We start from the raw sequence: 15,497 nt of genomic DNA on the forward strand, positions 1-15,497 counted from the left end.
GGACGTCGGACAAACGGACGCCGTGCCGTGCGCCCGAGCCGGCGCCGCGCGTCAGCGCGGGGCGGTGGCTGCGGCGACCTCGACGACGCGATCGAGGGACTCCTCCTCGCCGATCGACACGCGGATGCCGTCGCCGGGGAACGGGCGCACGATCAGCCCGGCCTCCTCGAACGCGGCCGCGACCTCGGCCGTGCGCTCTCCGGCCGCGAACCACACGAAATTGCCCTGGGCGTCGGGCACGTCCCACCCGGTCTCGCGCAGGCGCGCGACGAGACGGTCACGACGCTCGGCGATGACCCCGACGCGGTGCAGCAGCTCGCTCTCGGCATCGAGGCTCGCCAACGCGGCGGCTTCACCGGCAGCCGTGACCGACAGCGGGATCGCGGTGCTGCGGGCGGCGTCGAGCACGCCGGTGTGGCCGACAACGTAGCCGACGCGAAGGCCCGCGAGGCCGTAGGCCTTGGAGAACGTGCGGAGGACGACGACGTTCGGGCGCGCCAGCACGGCACGCACGCGACCGCCTTCGACCGAGGAGGTGTCGGTGACGAACTCGGCGTAGGCCTCGTCGAGCACGACCAGCACGTCGCGCGGCACCCGGTCGACGAAGGCGACGAACTCGTCGTAACCGACCGTGGGGCCGGTGGGGTTGTTGGGGCTGCACACGATCACCAGACGCGTGCGCTCGGTGACCGCATCGGCCATCGCGGGTAGGTCGTGGCGGAAGTCGGCGGTCAGCGGAACCTGCACGCTCGTCGCGCCCGCGACGGCGACCAGCGAGGGGTACGCCTCGAACGAGCGCCAGGCGTAGACGACCTCGTCGCCCGGGCCCGAGGTGGCCAGCAGCAGCTGGGCGAGGATCGAGACGCTGCCGGCGGCGACGTGCACCTCGTCGGCCGAGACGCCGTACCGCGCGGCGAGGCGTTCGCGCAGCCGCGCGGCCGTGGCATCCGGATAGCGGTTGAAGGCACCGGCCGCGCGGACCGCGTCGAGGACGCCGGGAAGCGGCTCGAAGGGGTTCTCGTTGCTCGACAGCTTGAACGCGTCGGGACTCGCCTGCTTGCCCTGTCGATACGCGGGCAGGGCGGCGATCTCGGGACGGATACGGGGCAGGACCGGGTCTTCGCTCACATCGCGAGCCTAACCGCGAGAGGTCGTCGCGCGTCAGACCCGGTTCCTCCCCAGGTGGAGGGTTCCCTGCCACTGACGGGCCCCGCGTGCCACGATGAGGGCATGCGCTTCGTCGTCCGCGTCGCCGTCAACGCCTTCGCCCTCTGGATCGTCACCCTGCTGCCCGCGCTGCAGGTGCGCCTCATCCCGTTCGCCCCCGGCGAGTGGCTGCAGGTGCTGCTGACCCTGCTCCTGGTGGGCCTCATCTTCGCGATCGTCAACAGCGTCGTCGGCACCATCGTGAAGATCATCGCGATCCCGCTGTACATCCTCACCCTCGGGTTGATCTCGCTGATCATCAACGGCTTCCTGCTGTGGCTGACGGGCGTCATCACCGAGAACTGGGACTGGGGCCTGCGCACGGGCGAGTTCTGGCTGACGGTGGTCGCCGCGCTGCTCATCGGCATCATCAACGCCGTGCTCGGCGGCATCCTGCGTCCGCGCCGCGACGATCGGGCGCGAAACTGAGGGCCGTCGCACGCAGCCCACTGATGCGCGCGCGCCGCTTCCCCGCCATGATGGAGGGATGACCGCGAGTGCCGACGCGCCCTTCCGCGTCGTGTTCGTCTGCAGCGGCAACATCTGCCGGTCGCCGATGGCCGATGTGGTCTTCCGGCGCATCGCCGAGACGTCGGGGCTGAGCACCCGCGTGTCGTCGAGTTCGGCCGGCACGGGCGACTGGCACGTCGGCGAACGCGCCGACCACCGCACGCTGCACGCGCTCGAGCGCCTCGGCTACGACGGATCCGCGCACCGCGCGCGGCAGTTCTCCTTCGCCGACTTCGACCGCAACGACCTCGTCGTCGCCCTCGACCGCAGCCACGAGCGCGTGCTGCGCGGGTGGGCGCGCAGCGACGACGACGCCGACAAGATCGCTCTGCTGCAGTCGTTCCTGTCCGATGCCGAGACCCTCGACGTGCCCGACCCGTACTACGCCGGACCGCCGATGTTCGACGAGGTGCTCGGTATGATCGAACGCGCCAGCCGCGCCCTGTTCCGGCAGCTCGAGCCCGCCATCCGTTCCGCGGGCTGACCCTTTCGCGCGACCCCCGGGAGACCCGTGTCCGCTCTGCCTCCGCAGCCCCTCAGCCCGCTCGACGGCCGCTACTTCGGCGCCGTGTCCGAACTCGGCGACTACCTGTCGGAGGCGGGCCTGAACCGCGCCCGCGTCGAGGTCGAGGTCGAGTGGCTCCTCGCCCTCACCGATCGCTCGCTCTTCGGCACCTCGCCCGTGTCGGACGTCGATCGCGCGAAGCTCCGCGCGCTCTACGAGGAGTTCGGCGCCGACGAGATCGCCTGGCTCGCCGACAAGGAGGCCGTGACGCGCCACGACGTCAAAGCCGTCGAGTACCTCGTGCGCGACCGCCTCGACACCCTCGGCCTCACCGCCCTCGCCGAGCTGACGCACTTCGCGTGCACCAGCGAGGACATCAACTCCACCGCCTACGCGCTCACCGTGCAGCGCGCGGTGGAGCGCGTGTGGCTGCCGAAGCTCCGCTCGGTCACCTCCGCGCTCGCCGAGCTCGCGGTGCGGCACCGCGACGCCGCGATGCTCTCGCGCACGCACGGCCAGCCCGCCACGCCCACCACGATGGGCAAGGAGATCGGCGTCTTCGCATGGCGCCTCGAGCGCGTCATCCGTCAGCTGGATGCCGGGGAGTACCTCGCGAAGTTCTCCGGAGCCACCGGCACCTGGTCGGCGCACGTCGCGGCCGAGCCCGACGTCGACTGGCCGGAGCTGACCCGCTCGTTCATCGAGTCGCTCGGCCTGGGCTTCAACCCGGTCACGACGCAGATCGAGTCGCACGACTGGCAGGTCGAGCTGTACGACCGTGCGCGCCACGCGGGCGGCATCCTGCACAACCTGGCGACGGACATCTGGACGTACATCTCGCTCGGCTACTTCACGCAGATCCCCGTCGCGGGCGCGACCGGGTCGTCGACGATGCCGCACAAGATCAACCCGATCCGCTTCGAGAACGCCGAGGCCAATCTCGAGATCGCCGGCGGACTGTTCGCCACCTTGGCATCCACGCTCGTCACGAGCCGCATGCAGCGCGACCTCACCGACTCCACCACCCAGCGCAACATCGGCGTCGCCTTCGGGCACTCGCTGCTCGCGCTCGACAACCTGCAGCGCGGCCTCACCGAGATCTCGCTCGCGGAGGACGTGCTGCTCGCCGACCTCGACACGAACTGGGAAGTGCTCGCCGAGGCGATCCAGACGGTCGTGCGCGCCGAGATCGCCGCGGGTCGCTCGCAGATCACCGACCCCTACGCGCTGCTCAAGGACCTCACGCGCGGACGCCGCGTCGGCGGTCCCGAGCTCGCGGAGTTCGTCCGCGGACTCGACATCGGCGACGCCGCGAAGGAGCGCCTGCTCGCGCTCACCCCCGCCGCCTACGCGGGTCTCGCGTCGCAGGTGGTCGACTCGCTGTAAGCACCGCGGTCACGCCGGGGCGGCGCGGCGCCAGGTCGGCCTCGCGCCAAGTCGCACAGCTCCGCCGGCCCGCGGCGTCCCCGTCGCGAGCCGCCCGCGCTCGCCCCCGCAGGGCGGGTACCCGCATCCCCGTTGAGCGTCCAGGACACGCCGCAGGCGGCTCCTCGACGCGGCATGTCGTGGACACTCGACGGGTTTCGCGGGGTGCGAGAGCGCCGGGACTCGGCACGGCGCCGGGTGAAGGCACGACGGGATGACGGCAAAACGGTGGACGTCGCGGCATCGTGCGCTTAGGGTGTTGACGTCAACATCCCCCCTCGGCCTCGGCCGACGTGTGCCGCACCGTCGCGGCACGGAACGGAACAGACGCGATGACGCATCGACACCCCCTCCCCCTTCGACGCCTGCTCGCGGCGGCCACCGCGGCCGTGCTCGCCGGGGTGCTGGCATCCCCCCTCGCGGCCGCCGCGGCGACGGGCGTGCCCACCGACCCGAACGACGGGGTCCCCCGCGTCGACCCTCCGGTCGCCTACGCGAGATTCGAGCCGCTCGCCGATCCGGGACGCGGTTCCGCCGACTACTTCCAGCCGAAGTGGTACGACACCGACGGCCGGCACATCCAGGCGCACGGCGGGCAGGTCGTGACGACCCAGGAGGACGGACAGACCGTCTACTACTGGTACGGCGAAGACCGCACGAACGGGTACTGGAACAGCCCCGGCGTGGCGGTGTACCGCTCGACGGATGCGATGACCTGGACCAATCTGGGCGACGCCCTGCGCAGCATCACGACGCGCGACGACCTGCTGACGCCCTACTTCGAGAACCTGTACGACACGGTCGACGACAACGGCCAGCCGCGCACCGACAAGATCGACGCGCTCGCGTACCACCTCGACTCGCAGCGGTCGGCGGACTACACCGCAATCTTCGAGCGTCCGAAGGTGCTGCACAACGACAAGACCGGTCAGTGGGTCATGTGGTGGCACGCCGACGGGCGCACCGAACCCGGCGGCAGCACCTACGCCCGCTCGATGGCCGCGGTCGCCGTCTCGGACTCGCCCGCCGGCCCCTTCCGCATGGTGGGCGCCTACCGCATGCCCAACCGCACCGACTACAAGGGCTGCTCGCAGTACGCCGTCCCGGGCCAGGCCCGCGACATGACCGTCTTCCAGGACCACGACGGCACGGCGTACATCTCGTACTCGTCCGAGGAGAACTCCTCGCTCTACATCGCCGAGCTCGACGACAGCTACACCAACGTCGTGAAGACGACCGGCTCCGACACCCTCGACGTCCACCAGTACTCCGAGGACGGCCGCTACCCGTATGTCTTCGCCGACGGCACGGCCGACGCGCCGGTGCGCGGACAGGACTTCCAGATCGTCAAGGAGTGCGGCTACCTCGAGGCGCCCGCCCTCTTCGAGCGCGACGGCACGTATACCGCCATCGCCTCCGGAGCCACCGGGTGGGCTCCGAACCCGCAGACCTACTACACCGCGCAGAGCCTCATGGGCACCTGGATCCGCGGCGTGCAGGCAGGCGACGCGAACGAGAACACCTGGTACGCCAGCATGCCCGACGGAGCCGACGGCCTCCTCTCGGTAGGCGACACGAACCGTTCGACCTTCGGCTCGCAGGCCACCAACGTCTTCGAGCTCGAGCCCGGCAAATTCGTCTACATGGGCGACCGCTGGAACGAGGGCGAATCGAACTCGACGTACGTGTGGCTGCCGCTGACGGTCGGCGAGAACGGCCGCCTCGAGATGCACAACCCCGCCGCTGAGGACCCCGCGCGCTACGGCGACGGCTGGGACGCCTCGTACTGGGATGACAAGGGTTTCGGCCACGGCACGTGGAAGGTCGCCGACGGCGCCGTCCCAACGACGGTGCGCCGCGGGACCGTGCCGACGCTGCCCACCTCGGTGAGCGTCGATGTCGACGGAACCTCCGCGCCCGTCGGCGTGACGTGGTCGACGCTGGACACCAGCGTGCTCGGACCGCAGACCGTGACCGGAACACTCGCGGCGGACGCGGACTTCACCGTCGGCCGCACCTTCCACCGCACGATCACCGTCACCGAGCCCGGCATCGCGAACATCGCCCCCGAGGCGACGGTGTCGGCATCCAGCCGCAACGACCTCGTCGGCACGATCGTCGACGGCAACCCCACCGGCAAGGGCTGGGACGACTGGACCGGCAACGGCTACCCGCGCGACAGCTGGCTGCAGTTCGACTGGGGCGTGACCCGCACGTTCGACTCCATCGTCGTGCACACCTACAAGGACGGATCGACGGCGACGTGGCCCTCGCGCATCCAGGCGCAGTACCGCGACGCCTCGGGCGCCTGGGTCGACACCGAGGTGGAGGCGACCCTGTCGCAGGATGCCACGCAGCCGGCGCCCGTGGCCGTGATCGACGCCCGCTCCCTCCCGACGGCGAGCGCGCTGCGCCTGCGGCTGACGAGCGAGGCGAACACCTGGCAGTCGATCGCGGAGGTCGCGGTGTGGGGCAACGCCTCGATCCCCAACGTGTGCCGCGGCGACGACGCCACGGTGTCGGCATCCTTCCACCAGACCAAGTGGGCCACGATGCCTGCTGGGAACGCGTGCGACGGCAAGCAGGACACGCAGTGGTCGACCTGGACCGACGCGGGATACAAGGATGCCGCGACCTTCACGATCGAGACCACCGGCACCCACCGCGTGAACCAGGTCTCGTTCACGAACATCGAAGGGTCCATCGCGGGGGTGACGGCCGAGTATCGCGACGCGTCCGGCACCTGGCTGCCCGTCGCACCGACCGGGGCCGCCCCGACCGTCATCAACGGAACCGAGACGACGCTGTCGTTCGCGCCCGTGCTCTCCACGGGCCTGCGCCTGACCTTCGCCACGCCGGGCTCATACCTGAAGATCCCGGAGATCGCGGTGCCCGAGGCCGCGGGGATCAGCGTCATCACGCCCGCCCTCGACTCCGAGCCGAACGCCGCCGGGTGGCACACCGCTGCGGTGTCGGTGGCGCTGCAGCACGACGGTTCCGCCGGCGTCGTCGTGCAGCACCGCATCGACGGCGGGGAATGGGCCGACGGCACGGGGTTCGAGGTCACCGGCGACGGCGCCCACGTCGTCGACTACCGCGCCCTGCTCGACGACGTCGAGCAGGTGGGCGTCTCCGGGTCGCTGACCGTGCGTATCGACACGACGGCACCGGTGACCGGGGCGGATGTCTCGGATACGGCGTCGATGAGCCGCGCGCTGGCCCTGCCCGATGTCGCGGCTCCGGTCATCGCCGGCGGCAAAGTGGTCACGCTGGTGTCGACCGATGCCGCGTCGGGTGTGGCCTCCACGGAGTACTCGCTCGATGCGGGCGCGACGTGGACGACCGGGACCGAGATCCCGCTCACGGTGGTGGGGACGTACACGCTGTCGTTCCGGTCGACCGATGTCGCGGGCAACGTCGAGGAGATCCGCTCCGCCGAGGTGACGGTCACCGCCCAGGGCGGGACCGACCCGGGAACCGCGCCCGGCGGAGTCGACCCGGGCGCGACGCCAGGCGGGAGCGGCGCCGGCGGGGGCACGACGGCGGGCGGCACCGGCACCGGCGGCCTCGCGCTCACCGGAACGGAGGCGCCGATCGCCGTGACCGTCCTCGCCGTCGCTGCGCTGATCGCGGGCGCCGCAATGATGCACGTGCGGCGTCGCCGCGCCTGACGCGTCGCGATCGCCCCGGGACCGTTCGACGGCGCCCGGGGCGATCGCGTGCCCGGCGTCGTCACGGGCCGCACCCGCGGTCGCTTGAGAAGATGGATGCCATGCGCGCGATGATCATGGACGCCCTGGCCGAACCCCTCGAGGTGCGCGAGGTGGCCGCGCCGTCGGCCCCCGCCGGGGGCGTGGTGGTCGAGGTGCACGCGACCGGTCTGTGCAAGAGCGACTGGCACGCCTGGGTGGGTCATGACGACGTCACCCTCCCCCACGTGCCGGGACACGAGCTGGCCGGCGTCATCGTGGAGGTGGGCGAGGGCGTGCAGCGCTGGAGCATCGGCGATCGTGTGACGGTGCCCTTCGTCATGGGCTGCGGCGCGTGCGAGTGGTGCCTCGGCGGGAACGCGCAGGTGTGCCCCGACCAGCAGCAGCCGGGCTTCACGCAGTGGGGCAGCTTCGCCGAGCGCGTGGTGCTGCGCGCCGCCGACACCAACGTGGTGCGCATTCCCGACGGCGTCTCGTTCGAGGCGGCGGCGGCCCTCGGATGCCGCTTCGCCACCGCCTATCGCGCCCTCACCGGCCGCGCCCGCGTGCAGGCGGGCGAGTGGGTCACGGTCGTCGGCGCCGGCGGGGTGGGGCTGAGCGCCGTGATGATCGGCGTCGCCCTGGGGGCGCGCGTGATCGTCGTCGACCGCACGCCCGCCGCGCTCGACGCCGCCCGCCGGCTCGGCGCGGAGCACACGCTCGCCGCGGGAGACACCGACATCGCCGCGGCGGTGCACGAGATCACCGGCGGAGGCAGTCACGTGTCGGTCGACGCCGTGGGCAGCGCCCAGACCGCGCGCGACGCGGTGCTGAGCCTCCGACGCCGCGGCCGACACGTGCAGATCGGCCTGCTGCCCACCGACGACGGAATGACCGCCATGCCGATGGCCCGCGCGATCGCGTGGGAGCTCGACCTGCTCGGCAGCCACGGCATGGCCGCGGTCGACTACCCCGAGATGCTCTCGCTCATCGACAGCGGCGCCCTGCGTCCTCAGGAGCTCATCGAGCGCGTGATCGGCCTCGGCGAGGCGGCGACGCTGCTACCGGGGATGGATGCCGCCTCCCCGGCCGGCATGACGATGATCGACCCGCGGCGCGCCTGAGCCCCGCGCGGTCGCGCTCGGGGCGCGGCATCCCTGTCCCGGTCATGGCCGGTGCGCGGCGCCCATGCCCACCAGAAGGGCGACACGCACCGCCGCAGGTGGGGCGAGAGGACCGACAAGGCGCCGGCCGATGACCGCGGCGACGCGACGGCGACGGGGCCGGGGGGTCAGGCGCGGGGAGCGGTGCCGTCGTCGGTGGAACGCGGCGGGGTGGCGCCCTCCGACCGCGGCGCGGAGTCCGCGGCACGCGGAGCCTCGGGCTCGGCGGAGGCGCCCGGGGTGGCATCCGGAGCGTCCTTGGGGAGGAGCAGCGGACGGTCCACCGTCGCGGTGACCTTCGACGGGTCGACGGCGAGCAGCATGAGCGCGACGCTCACGAGCACGATGATGAAGGTCGCTCCGGCCGCCACGAGGGCCACGATGAGAGCCCGCTGGATCTGGTCGGCGGGGCGCGTCTGGAAGAACCCCATCGACATGAGCGTGACGAAGCCGGCGAAGAGGGCGGCGACGAACGCCAGCCCGAGCAGCTGAACGGGCTTCATGAGGTCTTTGCGGGTGGTGGGCTTGTCGGTCATGACGCGGCCTCCTCGGAGGGTACGGCCGGAACGGGCTCGGTGCGGCGGGGCGAGAAGCCCGCGATCGCGAGGAACACGGCGACGACCGCCGCGTATCCACCGAAGAGGCCCACGGCGATGGTGATCCCGGTGAGGGTGAACGACCCCGCGCCGGTGATGCTGTAGTCGAGCGCGTACTGCATCGGGGTGAGCAGCAGGACGGCTCCCAGGACGATGCCCAGGATGCCGATGAGCATGCCGTCGCGCACGCCGGCGGTGCGGCCCGCCGAGCGGTCGCGGAGCGCACCGACGAGCTCGATGACGCCCGACACGATCGCCCACGTGATGACCACGCCGAAGAACATGCCGGTGGTGCGCCACACCCCGACGCTCGCGACGAGACCCGCGGCGAACGACACGGCCGCGAGCGTCACCGGGACGGCGCGCTGCCCGGCCGGGAAGACGAGCCACGCCGACAGTGCCAGCGTGAGTCCGGTCGCCAGCACGAAGCCGCTGAAGACGCTCAGGCCGAGCACAGCGGAGTGGTCCGACGAGAACGTGATCATCGCGGCCGCGAGGGCGGCGAACAGGGCGCGCGCGAGCTGCAGATGGCGCAGGTCGAAGGCGCGTTCAGCAGGAGGAGTGGTCACGGAGGGTTCCCGACGGGCGAAAGACGTTGGTATCCAGTCTATTCCTCGGGGGCTGAGCGGCCTCCGTGTGCGCCGACGTCGAGATATCGACCGCTCACCCCGCGTGCGACAGGGCGTCGTCCTTCTCGGCCAGCGAGCGTGCGACGGCCTCGGCGACACGGGCTTCCTCGGCCTCCTGGCGGCGCCGACGACGCGCGCGCAGCCAGCGCGGCGCGAAGACCGCCGCCAGCACGACCAGCGCCAGCAGGACGAGCAGAGGCCAGGGCACGGCCGCGCCGACCGCGGAGGCCTCGACGGGATCGAGGGCGGTGATCGAGCCCGACGCGTCGGTGACCGTGGGCGTCGCCGTCACCGAGGCCCACAGCAGGCCCATGGCCGCCACGCCGGACACGCGGACGTCGCGCGGCCACGTCTCCCCGGGCAGGATCACCGGGGCTGCGGCATCCGGCGCCGCCTCGATGCGTCCGAGGTCGAAGGGCCCCGCGACGGCGTCGCCGTCGTCGGCGGTGAGCGACACGTTGCCGGTGTTGTGCAGGCCGTAATGCACCGTGGCGTCGCCGAACAGGAACGGGACGACGCCGCCGTCCCAGTCCACGCGCACGTCGTCGACCGAGAGCGCGGGCACGAGGTCGCCGCCCACCCGGATGCCGGCACGGATGCCGAGACGACGGTCGACGTTGACGTTCGCGGACTGGTCGGCGACGGTCAGCGAGGTCACGACACCGCCGGCGTAGTCGCCCGGGGTCGCGTCGGCGGGCACGTCGACGGTGAAGGGCACCTCGACGGTCTGTCCGGCGGGCACGGTCACGTGCCGGTGGGGGACGACGATCCACTTGCCCACCCCGGTGGGCTGCTCCGCGGCGAGCCGGAGATCGACCGCTCCCGTCGACGTGGTGTAGCCGTCGGCGGCGTAGACGTCGAGCTCGACCGCTTCGGTGCCGCGATTGGCGACAACGAGACCGTCGTCGAGGTGCGCGCCGGGGTTGAGCGCGTACGAGAAGTTCGTGCGATCGGCGCCCAGGGTGTTCGAGGCGGTGCGCACGGTCCAGCTGACGTCGTCGGTCGCGGCCGAGGCGGGAGACGCCCCGAGCAGCGCGGACGCGGTCGTCAGCGCTGCGAGGGTCAGGGCGAGCAGACGGGGGGACAGGTTCATGAGGGTCCTTCGGGAGAGGCCGGCGGGGAGGAGTGCTCCCCGCCGGCCCGGATCGCTGGTCAGCCGGCCAGCGCGGTGAGGGTCAGGGTCGCGCGGTAGCTTCCCTTGTCGATGGTGTTCGGGATCTTCAGGTCGAGGTCGGCGCCCACGACGCCGGCGCCGCGGTCGTGACCCATCGGCGCGGAGCTGAGCACCTGCGAGGTCGACAGGCCGGCACCGCCGTCGTAGCCCGAGCCGACGGCCGCACCCGCGACCGCGCCCGCACCCGGGGTGACGACCTTCGGCGTCCATCCGAGGTACGTGCCCTGGAAGGTCTTGTCACCGTCGACGAAGTCACCCACGGACGCCGAGACCGACCACGCGGCCTTGCTCGCGCGGGTGTCGGTGACGGAGATCGGATTGATCTGACCGGTCGCCTCGAAGTACTGGAGGTTCTTCTCCTCGGCGGTGCCGAGGTCGACCAGTCCGTTGTGCCCGTTGATCGTCCAGCCGAACTCGCCGGGGGCGCCCGAGGGCACGTCGACCTGGATGTCCTGACCGTCGCCGTGGTTGGGGTGGATGGTCACCTCGTCCTGGATCGACCCCACGGCCTCGGCCGGCTTGGTGCCGTTCTCAGGACCGCACCACAGCACCTTGTTCAGCTCCACGGCCGCGTTCGGGGCCGAGCAGTCGCCGGAACGGATGTTCTGCACGACGAGCTGGTCCTTCTTGACCTGGACCTTGACGTAGGTGCGGACGTGCTCCTGGTTCTGCACGGAGTTGTACCAGTAGTTCGCAGGATTCAGCGGGTCGGCGCCGTTCCCGGCTCCGCTCGTGCCGCTGCTGTCGGGAGCGGTGATGTCGTAGTACTTCGATCCGGATGCCGAGTTCGCGGTGACGTAGACGACACCGCCGGGGCCCTCGAAGACCTCGTCCTGACCGGGCTTCTCGTCGGCGTTCGCCTTCGCACCGTTCTTGATCTCGTACGAGCGCGAGTAGCTGTGGTCATGACCCTGGAGCACGAGGTCGACGCCGAGCTTGGAGAAGGTGGTCGGGAAGTCCACGCGGCGCACCTTGTTGTCGGCATCCTTCGCGTGATCGGCCGGCGAGTAGATCGCGTGGTGGTAGACGAGCACGGTGTACTTCGCCTCGGCGCCGTGCTTGTTCACGACGTCGGTGACGTACGCCACGTGCGCGTCGTCGCCGCCGCCGCCCTGGGAGGTGGCGTAGCTGTTGCTGTTGAGGTCGATGAACAGCGTGTCCTTGTAGATGAACCAGTAGTCGCCGCCCGACTCGGTGCCGATGCTCGCGGCTCCCTTGCGGTAGTACGCGCCGGTGCGGTCGGTGTTGGGCGTGTAGAGGTGCTGCTCGTAGGCCTTGCCGCCCACGTCGTGGTTTCCGATCGTCGCGACCCACGGGATCTGTCGCAGCTGGTCGGGTGCAAGGAACGCGCTCCACTGGTCCTCGCGGTTGGCGGCGTCGACCTGGTCACCGCCCGAGACGAGTATCTCGGCCTTCGGGTTGGCGTTGACGGCGACGTTCATCGTGTCCTGCCAGCCCGCTTGGTCCTTCGCGATGTCGCCCGACGAGCCGATCTGCGGGTCGCCGAAGAACAGGAAGTCGTAGTCCCCGTCGAACGACTGCGTCGAGAAGGCGGCGGTCGGCGACCAGTTGGCGTCCGAGCCGACACGGTACGAATACGCGGTGTTCTCGGCGAGACCCGTGATCGTCGCGTGGCGGTTGTAGCCGCCGCTGCCGGCGATGTTGGCGGTACCGGATGCCGAGAAGGTCGTGGCCGACGCCGGGAACCGGCCGTTCACCAGCGACGAGGTCGGCGCGACCTGCACCGACTGCGCGGTGTCGGCCGAGGAGTACCAGGTGACGATGCGCTGCGCTTCGTCGGCCCCGACGCCCAGGATGACGCCGGAGAGCGTCGCCGTGGTGTCGGCGAGGGCGGCCGGTGCCGTCGTCGCGCCCGAGAGCACGAGCGAGACGCCGACGGCGGCCGTTGCGATCCACGCGGCGCGGCGACGCGTGCGCGTCCCGTGCAACGTCGATGCGGAAAGGAGCATGATGATCCGTTTCTCTCTGTGGGGACCCGCGATCGGGCGGGTGTTCCCACGCTCCGCCCGCTCGGTGACGAGCGCGTGAATGGCGGACGCAGCACAGCCATCGAGTCGAGCAACGCCCATCACTCGACGCCGAGGATGCGTTGGACGAACCACACGAGACCGGCGACGGTGACGACCACCGCGAGAAGGCCGCTCGCCCACATCCCGACGCGGGGGAACCGCCGGCGCAGCAGCACGAGCACCGGGAAGACGACGACGATGAGGCCGATCTGCACCGCCTCGATGCCGATGTTGAACACCAGCAGCGACCACAGCAGCGTCCACGACCACGGTTCGTCGATCCCGAGCGCCGACGCGAAGCCGAGTCCGTGCACGAGTCCGAACAGGAAGACCACGCCGACGCGCAGCCACCCCGCGCGATCGAGACGCAGGAAGCCGTGGGCGCGCGACAGATCCTGATCGACCTCACCCCGGCGCCAGAGGCGCCAGAGGTGCCAGGCGCCGACCACCGCGATCGACAGGGCGATCGTGGGTTCCACGATCGCAGGAGGAGCGGCGACGACGCCCGTCGCCGCGAGGATGAACGTGACCGAGTGCGCCACGGTGAAGGTGGTGGCGGCGACGACCACCTCGCGCAGACGTCGTGACCCGACGATGAGCGCGAGCAGGAACAGGATGTGGTCGATCCCCGTCAGCAGATGCTCGGCGCCGAGGCGGAAGAACTCCCAGAAGCGCTCGAGCGGCGACTGCGCCGTCGAGAACGACGGATGCTCGGCATCCAGCACCGTGCTGCCCTCGTGCAGGTCGAGCGCGTAGGTGAGGATCGTCTTCGTGTCGGTGACGAAGCCCTCGTCGTCGGGGAAGAGCGACGAGACGACCTCGTGCCCGTTCTCGGACGGCGGGCAGGCGTAGTCGACCTCGAGCACGGCGTAGGGCACGCCCTCCTGCTGCGTCATGGCGATGTCGTCGGCAATGGTCGGGGTGCACGCCGCCGCTCCGGCGACGCGGAACCTCCCGGCCACGTACGACGACACGTCATCGCGGTGCGCCTGGAGGGCGGCGACCTGCGCGTCGGCATCCCGGGCGTCGAAGGCGTCGGTCCCGGCCCGGAACAGGGCGTCGTCCTTCGCGGCATCGGCCGCGGACACGACGAGCAGGTCGTACTCGACCTGCAGCTGGGCGTGCACGACGCCCGGTCCCCCGCTCGACAGGTCGGCGTAGACCACCGACCGGATGCCGTGCGCCGACGCCGGAGCAGCGATGGCGAGGAGGGCGACGGCGGTCGCTGCGACGAACAGGGGGCGGAGCACGCGGCGGATCGTTTCTGACATGGGGTCCCTTCCGTCGCCGAGGGTGTCCCGCCGGTGTGAACGGTCGGACGCGGCGGGGCGAACGGAAACGGAACGTGCGCCCGGTGTTCGCCCGCGGGTCACCCGCGTCGCGCAGGGTGACACCGTGAAGCGAAGGATGACGGCCGCGGCGGCGCTCGTGCTGCTGGCGATATTGACCGGCTGCAGCTCGGAGCCCGGGTGGAGCGAGATGCGAGCGGCACCCGCGCCGATCGGCACTCCCGCGGAGGGCTTCTTCCCCCTCACCCCTCCGGCGCCCGAATCGACGCTGAACCCCGAGCCCGGGTCGTGGGGCGGCGTGCGCGCGCCCGCGGGGTACCGCGTCGTTCTGCTGACCGTCGGCGACGACGCCCCCACCGCCGTCCTGGTCGACGCGGTGAGGGAGTGGGCCGACGAGACCCGCGCCGACCTGGAGATCGTGCATGCCGACGACGACATGATCGACGGGGCGGTGGCGGCCATGCGGATGAACCCCGATCTCATCATCAGCGCGGGCGATGCCCTGGTCGACCCGCTGGCCACGGTGACGGCGAACCATCTCGACCGGCAGTTCCTCATCGTCGGCGCGGAGCTCGCCGAACCCACCGAGAACGTCACCGCGGCCGACTGGACCGGAGCCGCCTATCGCGGCGAAGGCCTGGGCACGGCGGCGGCCTACGATCCCGCGTCGTTCACCCCGGAGCGCGCGGCCGCGGCGGTGCGCGCTGGGGTGGCGTCGGTGCTCACGGGGCAGCGCGGCATCGTGCTCTGGATGCAGTGACGGCCCGGGCGCTCCCCCGCACGAGACGCGGGTAGGGCGCGAGGCGCGGGCGCGGCTAGGGCGCGAGGCGGCGGCGCGACGCCCGGGGGCGAGGCCCCGGCGCGAGGCTCGGGCGGCGCGCAGCTCCCGCTCGACACCTCAGCGCGCGCGACGACGCGAACGGGAGATCAGGATGCCGGCGGCCAGCGCCCCGGAGCCGATGACGGCCGCGGCGGCGAGACCCGCGGCATCCCATCCGGTCTCGGGAAGGGACCCGTCGGGCGTCGCGGAAGGCGACGGGCGCCCGGGAGGAGGCGAGGTCGGCGCATCGGTCGGCCCGCCCGTCGGTGTCGCGCGGGCGGCGTCGGGGACCTCGACGACGATGATCTGGGAGTCCCCCGGCGCACCGCCCTCGGGGGCCGGGGTGGGCGCGCCGGCGCCGGCGAGGGTCAGCGCGATCGCGAACGTGACGACCATGATGGTGTCCTTTCCGTCTGTCACGGTGGCGGGTCGACGTGGACGCCGGTCCCTTCCCGACCGAC

13 protein-coding genes are annotated in these 15,497 nt (G+C 71.5%); 6 read left to right on the forward strand and 7 right to left on the reverse strand.

Annotation, left to right across the window (positions count from 1 at the left end; translation table 11 throughout):
• Positions 1-51: 51 nt before the first annotated feature.
• Positions 52-1,128 (reverse strand): histidinol-phosphate transaminase, encoded by a 1,077-nt coding sequence (locus AB0N80_RS01885; RefSeq protein WP_363577218.1) that lies wholly within the window; start codon positions 1,126-1,128, stop codon positions 52-54.
• Between the two features lie 102 nt (positions 1,129-1,230).
• Here AB0N80_RS01885 and AB0N80_RS01890 point away from each other — a divergent pair, with 102 nt between their 5' ends.
• The 5 genes from AB0N80_RS01890 (at position 1,231) to AB0N80_RS01910 (ending at position 8,459) form a co-directional block, all read left to right on the forward strand.
• A complete protein-coding gene (locus AB0N80_RS01890; protein WP_315994210.1) occupies positions 1,231-1,635 on the forward strand; it encodes a phage holin family protein in 405 nt (134 codons plus the stop codon).
• A gap of 58 nt (positions 1,636-1,693) precedes the next feature.
• A complete protein-coding gene (locus AB0N80_RS01895) occupies positions 1,694-2,200 on the forward strand; it encodes a low molecular weight protein-tyrosine-phosphatase (protein ID WP_315994209.1) in 507 nt (168 codons plus the stop codon).
• 27 nt (positions 2,201-2,227) lie between these two features.
• Positions 2,228-3,607: an adenylosuccinate lyase gene (purB, locus tag AB0N80_RS01900; protein WP_363577220.1), complete on the forward strand. Its 1,380-nt coding sequence runs from the start codon at positions 2,228-2,230 to the stop codon at positions 3,605-3,607.
• 371 nt (positions 3,608-3,978) lie between these two features.
• Positions 3,979-7,317 carry a discoidin domain-containing protein gene (locus tag AB0N80_RS01905; protein ID WP_363577222.1) on the forward strand — a complete coding sequence of 1,113 codons (3,339 nt, stop codon included), beginning with the start codon at positions 3,979-3,981 and terminating at the stop codon, positions 7,315-7,317.
• Between the two features lie 101 nt (positions 7,318-7,418).
• Positions 7,419-8,459, forward strand: coding sequence for a zinc-dependent alcohol dehydrogenase family protein (locus tag AB0N80_RS01910; protein ID WP_363577224.1), 1,041 nt, complete (start codon positions 7,419-7,421; stop codon positions 8,457-8,459).
• Between the two features lie 167 nt (positions 8,460-8,626).
• Here AB0N80_RS01910 and AB0N80_RS01915 read toward each other — a convergent pair whose 3' ends face one another.
• The 5 genes from AB0N80_RS01915 to AB0N80_RS01935 all read right to left on the reverse strand — a co-directional run bounded on the left by AB0N80_RS01915 (position 8,627) and on the right by AB0N80_RS01935 (position 14,198).
• Positions 8,627-9,034 carry an amino acid transporter gene (locus AB0N80_RS01915; protein ID WP_363577226.1) on the reverse strand — a complete coding sequence of 136 codons (408 nt, stop codon included), beginning with the start codon at positions 9,032-9,034 and terminating at the stop codon, positions 8,627-8,629.
• Positions 9,031-9,663, reverse strand: a complete 633-nt coding sequence (locus AB0N80_RS01920; RefSeq protein ID WP_315994205.1) for an acyl-CoA synthetase — start codon at positions 9,661-9,663, stop codon at positions 9,031-9,033. Before AB0N80_RS01920 ends, AB0N80_RS01915 begins: the two co-directional genes overlap by 4 nt.
• Positions 9,664-9,757: 94 nt before the next feature.
• Positions 9,758-10,816, reverse strand: a complete 1,059-nt coding sequence (locus AB0N80_RS01925; RefSeq protein WP_363577228.1) for a DUF916 domain-containing protein — start codon at positions 10,814-10,816, stop codon at positions 9,758-9,760.
• A 59-nt stretch (positions 10,817-10,875) separates the two neighbouring features.
• Positions 10,876-12,867, reverse strand: coding sequence for a metallophosphoesterase family protein (locus AB0N80_RS01930; protein WP_363577230.1), 1,992 nt, complete (start codon positions 12,865-12,867; stop codon positions 10,876-10,878).
• A 119-nt stretch (positions 12,868-12,986) separates the two neighbouring features.
• Positions 12,987-14,198 carry a HupE/UreJ family protein gene (locus AB0N80_RS01935; RefSeq protein ID WP_363577232.1) on the reverse strand — a complete coding sequence of 404 codons (1,212 nt, stop codon included), beginning with the start codon at positions 14,196-14,198 and terminating at the stop codon, positions 12,987-12,989.
• A 124-nt stretch (positions 14,199-14,322) separates the two neighbouring features.
• On the opposite strand from AB0N80_RS01935, the gene AB0N80_RS01940 reads away from it, so the two are divergent.
• A complete protein-coding gene (locus AB0N80_RS01940; RefSeq protein ID WP_363577234.1) occupies positions 14,323-14,976 on the forward strand; it encodes a hypothetical protein in 654 nt (217 codons plus the stop codon).
• A gap of 138 nt (positions 14,977-15,114) precedes the next feature.
• On the opposite strand, the gene AB0N80_RS01945 is transcribed toward AB0N80_RS01940, so the two are convergent.
• Entirely contained in the window at positions 15,115-15,432 is a 318-nt protein-coding gene (locus tag AB0N80_RS01945; RefSeq protein WP_363388545.1) for an LPXTG cell wall anchor domain-containing protein, read from the reverse strand.
• Positions 15,433-15,497: the final 65 nt, after the last annotated feature.

The sequence above is a fragment of the Microbacterium sp. NPDC089188 genome, from assembly GCF_040685155.1.
In the GTDB taxonomy this organism is placed as follows: domain Bacteria; phylum Actinomycetota; class Actinomycetes; order Actinomycetales; family Microbacteriaceae; genus Microbacterium; species Microbacterium galbum.

Bases quoted from the DNA above. Each gene is read 5' to 3' on its own strand.
- AB0N80_RS01890 (WP_315994210.1), top strand. From the start codon at position 1,231: ATGCGCTTCGTCGTCCGCGTCGCCGTCAACGCCTTCGCCCTCTGGATC.
- AB0N80_RS01895 (WP_315994209.1), top strand. From the start codon at position 1,694: ATGACCGCGAGTGCCGACGCGCCCTTCCGCGTCGTGTTCGTCTGCAGC.
- AB0N80_RS01905 (WP_363577222.1), top strand. From the start codon at position 3,979: ATGACGCATCGACACCCCCTCCCCCTTCGACGCCTGCTCGCGGCGGCC.
- AB0N80_RS01910 (WP_363577224.1), top strand. From the start codon at position 7,419: ATGCGCGCGATGATCATGGACGCCCTGGCCGAACCCCTCGAGGTGCGC.
- AB0N80_RS01915 (WP_363577226.1), bottom strand. From the start codon at position 9,034: ATGACCGACAAGCCCACCACCCGCAAAGACCTCATGAAGCCCGTTCAG.
- AB0N80_RS01925 (WP_363577228.1), bottom strand. From the start codon at position 10,816: ATGAACCTGTCCCCCCGTCTGCTCGCCCTGACCCTCGCAGCGCTGACG.
- AB0N80_RS01930 (WP_363577230.1), bottom strand. From the start codon at position 12,867: ATGCTCCTTTCCGCATCGACGTTGCACGGGACGCGCACGCGTCGCCGC.
- AB0N80_RS01935 (WP_363577232.1), bottom strand. From the start codon at position 14,198: ATGTCAGAAACGATCCGCCGCGTGCTCCGCCCCCTGTTCGTCGCAGCG.
- AB0N80_RS01945 (WP_363388545.1), bottom strand. From the start codon at position 15,432: ATGGTCGTCACGTTCGCGATCGCGCTGACCCTCGCCGGCGCCGGCGCG.